Annotated in this window: 11 protein-coding genes; 4 read left to right on the forward strand and 7 right to left on the reverse strand. The window is 64.6% G+C overall.

Features of this window, described 5'->3' with window-relative positions:
- Positions 1-57 precede the first annotated feature (57 nt).
- The gene (locus GJ654_RS09760; protein WP_155445971.1) at positions 58-1,443 is read right to left on the reverse strand and encodes a hypothetical protein; all 1,386 of its coding nucleotides are present in this window, start codon (positions 1,441-1,443) and stop codon (positions 58-60) included.
- A 148-nt stretch (positions 1,444-1,591) separates the two neighbouring features.
- Here GJ654_RS09760 and GJ654_RS09765 point away from each other — a divergent pair, with 148 nt between their 5' ends.
- Positions 1,592-2,965 carry a class II 3-deoxy-7-phosphoheptulonate synthase gene (locus GJ654_RS09765; RefSeq protein ID WP_155445972.1) on the forward strand — a complete coding sequence of 458 codons (1,374 nt, stop codon included), beginning with the start codon at positions 1,592-1,594 and terminating at the stop codon, positions 2,963-2,965.
- Between the two features lie 9 nt (positions 2,966-2,974).
- Entirely contained in the window at positions 2,975-3,928 is a 954-nt protein-coding gene (locus GJ654_RS09770) for a DUF2865 domain-containing protein (protein ID WP_155445973.1), read from the forward strand.
- A 158-nt stretch (positions 3,929-4,086) separates the two neighbouring features.
- Here the strand turns inward: GJ654_RS09770 and gltX are convergent, their stop codons facing one another.
- Positions 4,087-5,451, reverse strand: coding sequence for a glutamate--tRNA ligase (gene gltX / locus GJ654_RS09775; RefSeq protein WP_155445974.1), 1,365 nt, complete (start codon positions 5,449-5,451; stop codon positions 4,087-4,089).
- Between the two features lie 134 nt (positions 5,452-5,585).
- Between gltX and GJ654_RS09780 the strand changes: the two genes are divergently transcribed.
- On the forward strand, positions 5,586-6,749 hold the full coding sequence (locus GJ654_RS09780) for a ceramide glucosyltransferase (protein WP_155445975.1): 1,164 nt from the start codon (positions 5,586-5,588) through the stop codon (positions 6,747-6,749).
- 1 nt (position 6,750) lies between these two features.
- Here GJ654_RS09780 and GJ654_RS09785 read toward each other — a convergent pair whose 3' ends face one another.
- The gene (locus tag GJ654_RS09785) at positions 6,751-8,487 is read right to left on the reverse strand and encodes an NAD+ synthase (protein ID WP_155445976.1); all 1,737 of its coding nucleotides are present in this window, start codon (positions 8,485-8,487) and stop codon (positions 6,751-6,753) included.
- Between the two features lie 248 nt (positions 8,488-8,735).
- Between GJ654_RS09785 and GJ654_RS09790 the strand changes: the two genes are divergently transcribed.
- Positions 8,736-9,353: a hypothetical protein gene (locus GJ654_RS09790; protein WP_210350819.1), complete on the forward strand. Its 618-nt coding sequence runs from the start codon at positions 8,736-8,738 to the stop codon at positions 9,351-9,353.
- Positions 9,354-9,412: 59 nt separating this feature from the next.
- On the opposite strand, the gene pqqC is transcribed toward GJ654_RS09790, so the two are convergent.
- From pqqC to GJ654_RS09810, 4 genes are read right to left on the reverse strand one after another with little or no spacing between them, the layout of a single operon-like run.
- The gene (pqqC, locus tag GJ654_RS09795) at positions 9,413-10,150 is read right to left on the reverse strand and encodes a pyrroloquinoline-quinone synthase PqqC (RefSeq protein ID WP_155445977.1); all 738 of its coding nucleotides are present in this window, start codon (positions 10,148-10,150) and stop codon (positions 9,413-9,415) included.
- Between the two features lie 17 nt (positions 10,151-10,167).
- Positions 10,168-10,899, reverse strand: a complete 732-nt coding sequence (locus tag GJ654_RS09800; RefSeq protein ID WP_155445978.1) for an ABC transporter ATP-binding protein — start codon at positions 10,897-10,899, stop codon at positions 10,168-10,170.
- The gene (locus tag GJ654_RS09805; protein ID WP_155445979.1) at positions 10,889-11,626 is read right to left on the reverse strand and encodes an ABC transporter permease; all 738 of its coding nucleotides are present in this window, start codon (positions 11,624-11,626) and stop codon (positions 10,889-10,891) included. The genes GJ654_RS09800 and GJ654_RS09805 overlap by 11 nt, the downstream gene beginning before the upstream one ends.
- Positions 11,623-12,585 carry an ABC transporter substrate-binding protein gene (locus GJ654_RS09810; RefSeq protein ID WP_155445980.1) on the reverse strand — a complete coding sequence of 321 codons (963 nt, stop codon included), beginning with the start codon at positions 12,583-12,585 and terminating at the stop codon, positions 11,623-11,625. Before GJ654_RS09810 ends, GJ654_RS09805 begins: the two co-directional genes overlap by 4 nt.

Consider the following 12,585-nt stretch of genomic DNA (forward strand, 5'->3'; position numbering starts at 1 on the left):
CGGGGCGGAGGTGATAGCACTCGCTGCGCCGCGCACAAACCGGCAGCAATGCGCCGTTCACAACAAATTTTCGGTGCTGGTCTTTTCAGGTTCGCGCCTCGAGAGGAAATGGCGGCGCTCGCGGATCCATTCGCGCGTCTGCTCGAAGGCGAGCCGGAACACATCCAGACCTTCCGCACTGAGGGTTTTGGCCCGCAAGGCTTCCAGGAGTTCGTGGAGAATCCGATCGAGGCTTTCGTCGGCGGCGTCGAGGTTTTCGACACGCGACTCGTGACGGACCCGCACGGCGATTTCGAGCACCTCCTGGGTGAAATCGCCGGCCGAAGGCGTGGAGTCGCGCGTCCATCGCCCGAAAAACCAGATCATGAACGAGCCGACCGCGCCCGCGACCGGCGCGCCGAGGTAAAGGTAATCGCCATAAAGGTCGATAAACGTCTTTTCGTCGTCATCGACATATTGCGTGGCGCCGCGATGGGCGAGCATCGGCGCGCTCTTATCGGTGTCGGGCGGAGCGATCGCGTCGGCGAATTCGCCGTTGATGGCGAGATCACCCTTGTTCTCCAGGATGAGACGGGTCAATTCGGCGCCGATGGCGTCGCGAAGATTGCCGCGCGTCACCAGACGGACTTCCAGCGACAAGGTGGACAGATCGTCCGCCGGCAGCAGCGGGGAGGCCGAAAACAACCCCTTCTCCACCGTCTCTTCCGCCAGGCCCTTGACTTTCTTGGCGAGCGCCGCCGCGTCGGGAATGTCGGCGAAGCTCACTCTGTTCTCCTGCGTCAGCCCGCGCAGTAGATTGCCTTGCAACAATTTCGACTGGGGGACAACGGCGAAGACCAAATTTGCGGCGCCGGCGCGAAACGCCGCCTGAACGCCCGCGGCGTCGGGCGGAATGACCAGGCGGCGATCGGCCTGCGGCAGCACGTAGGCGGCGAGGATCCCGCGCAGCAGCGCCTCGTTGGCCGCGCCGGAGCTCGCCAGGATCAGTTTACGGTTGCGCAGCGCCGCAGCAGTGTCGGCCTCCTTGCCGCGATGGGCGACGAGGACGACGATTTCCTTTTCCAGAATGGCGAGCGCGCGGGCTGCGGCCGGCAATTTCGCGTCCGAGCGCGCCACCAGCAGATCGCATTCGTGATGCTCGAAAGCGGAAACAAGGTCCTGCACGGGCGTGATGGCGATGCGGATGCGGCTCGTGCGGGTGGCGACGAGTTGCTGCAAGCGCTCGGCGAAGCGCTGGTCGACACCGCTGCGAGACACGCAAAATTTCAGGATCTTGGCCTGATCCATCCACATCCGCTCGGCCTTGATCGCCAGAAAGGCCGCCAACAGGCTCAGCGCGATGAACGCAATCCACAGCAGAACGCGCCTGAAAACGCTGACGCGCCTGACCGGCGCGCGCTCAAGACTGTCCTCCCACCCGGGTTCAGGCCCCTTGCCTTCCATCAACGCCTCCGACGCCAAGGTCTTGGTTTGAACACGATCTTTTCCGAAAACACGGTCTTGTACAGCAGAACATTGGCCTTGGGCGTCTGGTGGTGTATGAGGTGCGCCTTCCCAAGGTTTTACGCGAAAAATCGCGCGGAGAGTAGAAATGGAACGGTGGTCGCCCGACAGCTGGAGGTCCAAGCCGATCGTCCAGGTCCCCACCTACAAGGACGAGGCGGCCCTCGCCGATGTGGAAAAGCAGATCGCCGGCTTCCCCCCGCTGGTGTTCGCCGGCGAGGCGCGCAAGCTGAAGAGCCAGCTGGCGAAAGTCTGCGCCGGCGAGGCTTTCCTGCTGCAAGGCGGCGACTGCGCCGAGAGTTTCGCGGAACACTCCGCCGACAACATTCGCGATTTCTTCCGCGTGTTCCTGCAAATGGCCGTGGTCATGACCTATGGCGCATCCATGCCCGTGGTCAAGGTCGGCCGCATCGCCGGACAATTCGCCAAGCCGCGCTCGGCGCCGACCGAAACCATTGATGGCGTGGCGCTCCCCTCCTATCGCGGCGACATCGTCAACGACATCGAGTTCACGCCTCAGGCGCGCGAACCCGATCCTCGCCGCCAGCTCATGTCCTATCGCCAGTCGGCGGCGACGCTGAACCTTTTGCGCGCCTTCGCCACCGGCGGCTACGCGAACCTCGAAAACGCGCATCGCTGGATGCTCGGCTTCGTCAACGACAGCCCGCAGTCCGAGCGCTATGCCAAGCTCGCCGACCACATCACCGAAACCCTCGGCTTCATGCGCGCCATCGGGTTGGACCCTGAGCATCACCCGGAGATGCGCCAGACCGACGTCTACACCTCCCATGAAGCCCTGCTGCTTGGCTACGAACAGGCGCTGACCCGCGTGGATTCCACCAGCGGCGAACATTACGCCTGCTCCGGTCATTTCCTTTGGATCGGCGACCGCACCCGCCAGCCCGACCACGCCCACGTCGAATACATGCGCGGCATAAAAAACCCGATCGGCCTGAAATGCGGCCCGTCCACCACGCCGGACGGGCTGTTGCAGCTGATCGACATCCTCAATCCCGCCAACGAACCGGGCCGCCTCACCCTGATCTCGCGCTTCGGCGCCGAAAAGGTCGGCGACCACCTGCCGGCGCTGATCCGCGCCGTGCAGCGCGAGGGCCGCTCCGTCGTGTGGTCCTGCGACCCCATGCACGGCAACACGGTGACCGCCAGCGGCTACAAGACCCGTCCCTTCGACAAGGTCATGCAGGAAATTCGCAGCTTCTTCGACGTGCACCGCGCCGAGGGGTCTTATGCCGGCGGCATCCATCTGGAGATGACCGGCAACAATGTCACGGAATGCACGGGCGGCGCCCGCGCGCTGTCGGAGGCCGACCTGCGGTCCCGCTACATGACCTATTGCGACCCCCGTCTGAACGCCGAGCAGGCGATCGAAGTCGCGTTCCTGGTCGCGGAGAAGCTGAAGCGCGACCGTCTGGCATCGGCGTCCGCCCACGCGGCGGAGTAAACGGGCTGAATGGGGGGGATCGCACAATTTTTGACGGCCCTGGGGCGGCTCTCCGTCGCCCTGGCCCTGAGCGTCGCGTCGCCGGCCGCCGCCCAGACTCGGATGTGGGACCCGACAAACTCGGAATCCGTTTGCGAGGCGCTTCGCGCCGCCATCGACGCCGCGCCGGCCGGCGACGCCGCCGCGGCGCAGGCGGCGGCGCAAGTTCGCGGGGAGTACGACCGCCTGGCCGCGCGCGCCGACGCCATTGGCTGCAACAACCAGCAATTCCTGTTCTTCGGATCGCCGCCGCCGCCGGAATGCGGCGGGCTCCGGCAACGGCTCGCCGGACTGCGGGCGCAATATGAATCGCTGCGCGCCCGCGCCGGCGACACTGGCCGCCGGCAGGCGCTGATCGCCCGATATACGGAACAATGCGGCGACCTGCCTCGTGAGGACCAGGCTCCACGCCAGGCGGAGCAGGGCGGAGCCTACGGCGGCGCCGAGGCGGTTTGCGTGCGCAAGTGCGACGGCTATTATTTCCCGCTCACGCCCGCCATGAGCAGCGCACGAACCAACCAGCTCCGCGACCTCTGCCAGGCATCGTGCCCGAACGCGGAGACCGGCCTGTATTCCCGCTCACCCCATGCCGACATTTCCAATGCGGTCTCGGCCGATTCGGGCGACCGCTACGAAGACCTGCCCAACGCGCTCAAGTTCGCCAAGAAACTCGAACCCTCCTGCTCCTGCCGCGCGCCGAAGCAGAGCTGGGCCGAGGTTTTGGGCCGCGCGGAGCAAATCTTGACCGAGATCGAAGGCGAGCGGCCGGGCGAAGGCCCGCTGACGGCGAAACAGGCCGACGAGCGCTCGCGCGTCCAGCCTGCGGCGCCGGCGGTCGCAGCCCAAACCCCGCCCAAGCCGAAGAAAAAGCCCAAGCCGGCCGCACCTGCGATTTCACCCTTCGACGCTCCCTCCCCCTTCTGATAAGATTTCCGAAGGATCAGTTCGGAAATCCTATTCCGCTCGCGCGGAAATCCGCCCTTCGCCTGAAGGATTTCCGCGCGATTTCGTTTTCGCGGATTGCGAAGTGATCTTGCGGAAACCGTCTGCGACGAACAATCCTCGCGGACAGTGAGCGCGGATCAGGCGCCAAGCCTCGCCGCCGCCCTGTGCCTGCCGATCAAAGGCAGCAACTTGGCCAGCTCCGGCCCGGCCTCACGCCCCGTCAGGGCGAGGCGCAAGGGATGGAAGAGATCGCGGCCTTTTCGCCCCGTCGCCTGCTTCAGCGCGCCGGTCCAGGCCCCCCACGTTGTTTCGTCCCAGGGTTCCGGCGGAAGGTTTTCAGCCGCGGCCCTGGCGAACTCAGCCTCCAGCGCGTGCGGCTCGATTTCGCCCTCGACCACCGCCCACCAATCCGAAATATCGGCAAAAATTTCCAGATTGCCGCGCGCGCAAAACCAGAGCGGCTCCGCCTTGTGGCCGACAATATCCAGCGCCTCCAGCCGGTCGCGCACCGCTTCGTAGCTCAGCCCATGCAACACGCGCTGCGACAGCGCTTTCAGCTCTTCGCCGTCAAAGCGGGCGCTGGAGTGCGAGATGGCGGAGAGATCGAACAGGCCGGCGAGTTCTGGCAGGCTGTGCACAGGCTGCACCGCGATGGACGAACCGGTCAGCGCCGCCATGGCCGCCACGGCCAGAGTCTCGATCCCGGCCTCGCGCAGGCCAGCGATGGACAGCGCCCCGGTGCGCTTGGACAGCCCCTGCCCATCCGCGCCGATCAGCAGATTATGGTGCGCGAACTGGGGCGCGCGGCCGCCCAAAGCCTCGAACAGCTGAATCTGCACCGCCGTGTTGGTGACATGGTCCTCGCCGCGAATGATGTGGGTCACGCCCGAATCATGGTCGTCCACCACCGACGGCAGCGTATAGAGATAGGAGCCGTCCTCGCGGATCAGGACCGGATCGGAGAGCGAGGCGCAGTCGATGTGGCATTCGCCGCGCACCAGATCTCGCCAATGCACGGTTTCCGGATCGAGCTTGAACCGCCAGTGCGGACGCCGCCCCTCGGCATCCAGCGCCGCCCGCTCCTCAGCGGACAAATTCAGCGCCGCCCGGTCGTAAACCGGCGGCGCGCCGCGCGCGATCTGCAACCGGCGCCGGCGCTCCAGTTCCTCTTGCGTCTCGTAGCAGGGATAGAGACGCCCCTCCCGCCTCAGCCGCTCCGCCGCCGCGTCATAAAGCGCGAATCGCTCGGATTGCCGGAATTTGCGGTCGGGCTCGACGCCGAGCCAGGCGAGATCCACCTCGATGCCGAGCGCATATTCCTCGGTCGAGCGCTCGGCGTCGGTGTCGTCGAAGCGCAGGATAAAAGTCCCGCCATGCTTTCGGGCGAAGAAATAGTTGAGCATCGCCGTGCGGGCGTTGCCAATGTGGATGCGGCCCGTCGGCGACGGCGCGAAGCGGACCACGGGGGCGACGAAATCGCCCGATGTCAAGGGATCGGTCATGCGCTCGGTTTAGCGCTTTTGCGCCTCCGCGTCATCTCGCACGGGCGGCTGTCATCAAGCCGTGAAAAAAGTTCCGCATAAGCGCAACAGGCGGTGGGCCTGAAAACGAATATTTGACAGAAAGATCGGCGCGAATGACCGGCATGATCGCGGCGGGCGTGTGCATCGCCCTTATCCTCTTCAACCTTTTTTCCCTCGGAGTCGTGGTCTGGCGCTGCCGTCGGCGCACCGAGCCCCTCAGCCTTCGCCTCGCGCAAACCGGATTCGCCGATCCTACGCCGCCCGTGTCGATCGTGCGCCCGGTCTGCGGACTCGAACCCCATTCCGAACTGACCCTGCGCTCGACCTTCGCGTTGGATTACCCGGATTACGAGGTCATTTTCTGCGTCCAGAAGAAGAATGACCCGATCATCCCGCTGGTTCAAAAACTGATCGCCGAACAGCCGGAAGGACGCGGCCGTCTCCTGATCGGCGACGATCCGATCAGCCCCAACCCCAAGCTCAACAATTGTTTCAAGGGCTGGCAGGCGGCCAAGCACACCTTCATCGTGCTCGCGGATTCCAACGTGCTCGCGCCCCGCGACTACCTCCAGCAGATGCTGGTCCGCTTTGCGCCGGATGTCGGCCTGGTCTGCTCGCCGCCGCTCGGAATCATGCCGAAAGGCCCGGTGGCCGAACTGGAATGCGCCTTCCTGAACTCGTTCCAGGCGCGCTGGCAGTTCGCCGCCGCCGCCTTCGGCATCGGTTTTGCTCAGGGCAAGAGCATGATGTGGCGTCGCGAAATCGTCGAGGAGGCCGGCGGCATTGCGGCGCTGGCGTCGGAAATCGCCGAGGACGCCGCGGCGACCAAACTGGTGCGCGCCGCCGGCATGAAGGTGGCCCTCGTCGACCGCCCCTTCGGCCAGCCACTGGGCAAGCGCACCTTGCGGGCGATCTACCAGCGCCAGACCCGCTGGGCGCGCCTGCGCCGCGCCTCGTTCCCCCAAATGTATGCGCCGGAAATTCTGGTGGGCTCGGTCATCCCCATGCTCGCGGGCGCCTATGCGGCGCGCGATTTCGGCTTCGAACCCTGGACCGCCGCCGCCCTGGTGGCCTTGGCCTTCGCCATCCCCGAATCCCTGGCCAATCTGGCGCTGCGCTGGCCAACCAACTGGGTGTCGCCGCTCGCGATCGTCGCGCGCGACTGGGTGTTCGCCGTGATCTGGATCGACGGTTGGCTCGGCGACGATTTCGTCTGGCTCGGCAATTCCATGACCGTGCGCGAAGCGTCCGACGAACCCGCCGACCGCGCGGCGTAAACTATTCCTCGAACCTCGCGCCGGCGGAAAACTCCGGCGCGAGCGCCGCATCAGGCGTCTGCGCGGGCAAGCCGGGGTCGCGGAACCGATTGACAATGGGGTAGCGCCGGTCGCGACCAAAATTCTTCTTCGTCACCTTTACGCCCGGCGCCGACTGGCGGCGCTTGTATTCGGCGAGATAAAGCAGCCGCTCGATCTTTTTCACCGTCTCGGACTCATGGCCTCGCGCAACAATTTCGGCGACGCGCATGTCCTTTTCGACAAGACATTCAAGCATGTCGTCGAGCGCCTCGTAGGGCGGCAGCGAATCCTGATCCTTCTGGTTCTCGCGCAATTCGGCAGTCGGCGGTTTGGTGATAATGTTTTCGGGGATCACCACGCCATCAGGGCCGAGCGCGCCAAAAGGCTTCCAGCCGTTGCGCAGCCGGCAAAGCCGGAACACCTGGGTCTTGTAAAGATCCTTGATCGGGTTGAAGCCGCCGTTCATGTCGCCGTAAAGCGTGGCGTAGCCGACCGACATTTCGGACTTGTTGCCTGTCGTCACCAGCATCGGCCCGAATTTGTTCGACACCGACATCAGGATGATCCCGCGCGCCCTCGCCTGAATATTCTCCTCGGTGACGCCACGCTGCGTTCCCGCGAATAGTCCGGACAGCGCCGCTTCCACACCCTCCACGGCAGCGGCGATCGGCGTGACGTCGTAGCGCAAGCCCAGGGCGCGGGCGCAGTCTTCCGCGTCTTTCAGCGACTCGCCCGAGGTGAATCGGTACGGCAGCATGATGGCGTGGACTTTGTCCGCGCCAAGCGCATCGGCCGCCATGGCGGCGCAGAGCGCGGAATCGACGCCGCCCGACATGCCCAGCGCCACGCCGGGAAAACCGTTTTTCTGGACATAATCGCGCAGGCCCAGCACGCAGGCGGCGTAATCGGCCTCGTCATCGCCAAGCTGCGAAGCAGAAGGCGCCTCGACGCAGCGCCAGCCATCGCCGACGCGCTCAAACACGACGCGCGCCACCGCCTCCTCGAAGGCCGGCAACCGCCCCGCCACGGCGCAATCGGCGTTGACAACAAAACTGGCGCCATCGAACACCAGTTCGTCCTGGCCGCCGATCTGGTTGAGATAGACCAGCGGCAGGCCACTCTCGACGACGCGCGCGGTCGCCACGGCGAGGCGTTCATCGTCCTTGCCGCGCCAATAGGGCGAACCGTTGGGCGAGAGCAGGATTTCCGCGCCGGTTTCAGCCAGCGTCTCCGCCACATCGGCCTGCCAAATGTCCTCGCAAATCGGAAGCCCGAGCCGCACGCCGCGAAAACTGACCGGCCCGGGCGCCGGGCCGGGATGGAACACGCGCTTTTCGTCGAACACGCCATAGTTGGGCAGATCGACCTTGAAGCGCACGGCGGCGATGCGCCCCCCGTCCAGCAGGGCATAGGCGTTGTGGCAAAACCCGTCCTGCATCCACGGCAGGCCCATCAGGACCGCCGGGCCGCCATCGGCGGTGTCGCGGGCGAGATCGTCGAGCGCCGCGCGGCATGCGTCCTGGAACGCCGGCTTGAGCACAAGGTCCTCAGGGGGATAGCCGGCGAGAAAAAGCTCGGAGAACATGACGAGGTCCGCGCCCAGCTCCGCCGCGCGCTTGCGCGCGCTTTTCGCGCAGGCGAGATTTTGATCCACGGCGCCGACCGTGGAATTGACCTGGGCGAGGGCCAGAACGAGGCGATCGAGGGGGGCAGTCATGAAGACTATTTAGGCGAGGTTTCGTGGCCCGTCCATCCGCACGGCGGTTCCTTTGATTCGGAAGCCTTGCGGCGGATTCCCGCGAGCGAAAATGTGTGAATCCATCAGCGACAACCCGAATTGGAGGTTGTCGTATGCCCTCGGAATGCGAATTGTTCGCGCGGGCCGCGCGATTTCGTTTTCGCGGATCGCGAAGCGATCTTGCGGAAACCGTATGACAAGTTGCGCATTGGCAAAGGAGAAGAGTTGTGTCCATCAAATTGAATTTGATCAACCAGTCCGATGACCTAAACAATTCGAGCGTCGTAATTTTTCAGAAAAATGTCGCCACGGATTTCGATGAACGCGCCGTCGCCTGGCGGGTCATTCGCTCTTGCGGCCAGGGAGACAATCATCCCTTCGAATTCCCGATCGAATTCACGGTCGGCGCCGCCGACGGCTACGGCAACACCACGCCGCAGATGCCGGCGCAATTCGGCCAGATGTTCTCGATGGAACGGACGTCCTCCGGCGACCGCCTCTGCCTGAACGGTCCCTCGACCAATCCGACCGAAGTGCAGGTGCTGAACAATCTGCCGAAAGGCGCGATTACCGCGAACATTTACAAGAGCGGCAGGCTTCTGGCGACGAAGGTTGCGATCGCGCCGCAACAAAAAGCTGTCTTCCAGTTCAAGCCCACGATCTGGATCGGCGTCGCATCGCAGGTCGTAGAAGGCGAAATCATGAATGCGGCGATCATGTGTTCGGTGAACACCGAGCTTTCGCTGCTTGGTGTTTCCAGCGCCGACATTGTCATGACAGGCGGCGGACAGGGCTCAAATCCAAGGCCGTTCCAGTTCAATCTCACCAATATCGTCAGGGCCTGACGGCGTCGGCCATCCGCTCCGTCACGGAGCGGACAGCTTCGCTCGGCTCGCACCAGCCCCTATGTGTGGGCCGGCACAAACGCACCCGGCGGGATCATGCCCTGCACATAGGCCAGATAAAGCGCGTCCAATTGCGCCCACAAAACGTTGCACTTGAAGCGCACGGCCTCGACGCACGCCTCCTGCTCCTCGCGAGTGCGGGCGTTCTTCTTGATATAGTCCAGCGCGAAATCGGCGTCGCGCGGCGCCTGGGTCAGGCGGCGGCGAAAATAGGCCATCACGTCCTCGCCGATAAAATCGTAATTCTCCAGCATGCCGGCGATGCGCTCGCGGTGGATTTTCGGCGCGAACAGTTCGGTGAGCGACGACGCCACCGCCACCACCAGCGGCTGTTCGGTGACGAAGCGCACATAGGCCTCCACGGCAAAGCGCGTGGCCGGCAGCGCCGCCTTCTTCGACATCACCGTCGCCCGATTGAGGCCCAGGCCATCGGTGAGGATCAGCCAGCGCTCGATGCCGCCCTGCTCCTGCTCCAATCCATCATGGTCGTGGATGCGGTGAATCCACTCGCGGCGCAATTCCCGGTCGTCGGTGCGCGCCATCAGCGCGGCGTCTTTTCGCGGGACCGCCTCCTGGTAGCAATAGCGGTTGAGCGCCCAGGCCTGCACCTGCCCCTTGTTCAGCTTGCCGCCATGCAACATCTGATGGAAGACGTGCTTGTCATGATAGCGCTCCGCGCCCACGGCGCGAATGGCGGCCTCAAACTCGTCATGCGTCAGCAGCGAATCGCCGGACATTTCCTCTCCCCTTATTTTTATGACGCTATAGAATTACCATCGTCGTCTTCACGCGACGATGGGTAAAAAGGCGCAAGCTCTCTCAACTTTGTAAGATTTTCGTCACGCGTTTCTCGCGGCATGTCGATTGTAAGCCGACGTTTGACTTGCGCCGGGGCGCCACCCAAGAAAATCACCTCATCGGCAAGCAAAAGCGCGTCATCAAGATCATGCGTGGCGATAAGAACCGTCATGCGCTTCGCGGAAATCCTTTGCGCCAGCAGTGTCCGCAGCCGCCGGTGCAGGCCGAGATCGAGAGACGCAAAGGGCTCGTCGAGCAGCAGCAGATCGGGCTCGACGGCGAAAGCCCGGGCCAGCGCCACGCGACGGGCGAGGCCGAGCGACAATTGTCCGGGATAATCGCCGCCGCGCCCGTCGAGTTCGAACGCCGCCAGCGAGGCGTTCAGCGCCTCGTCAGTCAGCCCAGGCGCGGCTAGCCTCAGATTGTCGGCGACGCTGCGCCAGGGAAGCAGGCGCGGCTCCTGAAACGCCATGCCGATCCGCCCGATCGGAAGGGCGATCGATCCGCCCGTCGGCATTTCGAGACCCGCGATCAGCCGCAGCAAGGTGGACTTGCCGCCGCCGGAAGGCCCCAGCAGCGCCGCCACCCTGCCCCCGCCAAGCGTCAAGGAAAAATCGCGGAACACCTCGCGCACCCCGCCGCCGGCGCGCGCAAAATTCTTGGCCAGCCCGGATATTTCAATCGCCATGGCGACGCCACCAGCTGGCCGAGCGCTCGGCGGGACGCAGCACAAACGTTTCGGCCAGCACCATCAGGGCGACAAACGGCAAGGCATAGGCGAGCAGCAGCCGCAGGTCGAACAGTTGAAACGCCATGTTCATCTTGAAGCCGACGCCGTTGGGACGCCCCATCAGTTCGACCACCAGCACGATCTTCCAAACCAAGGCGAGTCCCCCGCGCGCGGCGGCGGCGAAATAGGGAGCCAATTGCGGCAGCCGAACGTCTCGCCAGCGCCGCCAGCGCGAAAACGAGAAGACGTGCGCCATTTCGTCGAGCGCGGGATCGAGCGCACGCGCCCCCTCGCGAAGCGTCACCACAGCATTGGGAAATTTGTTCAGCGCGATGGCGACCAGGGCCGAAATCTCGTTCAGCCCGCCCCAGACATAGGCGAGGATAATGACGACCAAAGCCGGGGTGTTGAGCGCGATCACCAGCCAGGGATCAAGCATCCGGTCGAGCGCCGGGCTGCGCCCCAGCGCCAGACCCAGCGCCGAGCCCGCAACCATCGCCAGCGAAAAACCCGCGAGCACGCGCGCGAGCGTCAGCCCGAGATTGAACTGCATGTCGCCGTTGCGCCATTCCTGGGCAAAGGTGGCGGCGACCTGCGCCGGCTCAGGCAGATGCTGCGGCCCGAGCGCCATCGCTCCGAGCTGCCACGCCAGGAGAAAAAAACCGAGCGAAATCAGTCGAATCATGGCGCCCAGTAGAACAGGGAGCGGTCGAGTTCGCCGTCGCCCCCGACCAGTTGCGGCCCGCCGAGTTTCGCCAGGACCTTGTAGAGCGCGGCGGCGTCCGCGACTTCGCTGTCGAGCGTATCCGTGGGAATGCCGGCGCGATAATAACGGCGCACGATGGCCTGACCCGCCGCGTCGGGAAGTCCGGTCATGCCGGCGATTTTCGCGAAGGCGGAATCGTCCTCGGCGATGAGTTTCTTCGCCTGCGCCATCATGGTGAAGAACCGCGCCAGCGCCGCTCCCTGCCGCGCGGCGAAGGCGGGAGTGAATACATAGCCGGTGACGATCACGGGGTTTTTGGCGCCCAGTTCCTTTTCGACGTCGATCAGGTCGACAGCCCGACCAAAGCCCTTGGCCTCAAGTCGCGCGCAAAACGTCCAGAACTCCAGCGCGGCGTCGATTTCGCCTTGCGCGAGTTTTTCCGCCAGCAGGGCGGGCGCGCCATAGACGATAGTCGCCTGCGACTTCAGATCGACGCCCTGTTTCAGCCCCCAGGCTTGCAGCAGCAGCCAGCTCTTGTCGAGCGGGCCGCCGGCAACGCCCAGCTTTTTCCCCACCAGATCAGCCGCTTTGGCAAATTTTTGCGGCTCCTTCGCCATCACTGCGCCAAGCGCGGTCGAGTGGGGATAGAACAGCAGGGGCTGGCCGATATTGCGCTCGCGCGCCACCCACAGCCAATCGGAAATGATGATGTCGGCGCCGCCGCCGATCAGCGCGATCTTGCCGGCTTCGGTGGTCGCGAGTTCGGTGGTTTCGAGGTCGAGGTCGGCGGCCTTGTCGAGACCGTAGGCGCGCGCCACCGCGAGCTCCCAGCCGAACGTGCCGGTCGCCTGAATGGCCAGACGAATTTTTTCAGCGGCCGAGGCCGGCGCGACCGCCAGCAGGCAAGCGACTATAAGGATCGAAATCCGCGAAAACAT

The organism is Rhodoblastus acidophilus, assembly GCF_009720655.1.
In the GTDB taxonomy this organism is placed as follows: domain Bacteria; phylum Pseudomonadota; class Alphaproteobacteria; order Rhizobiales; family Beijerinckiaceae; genus Rhodoblastus; species Rhodoblastus acidophilus_A.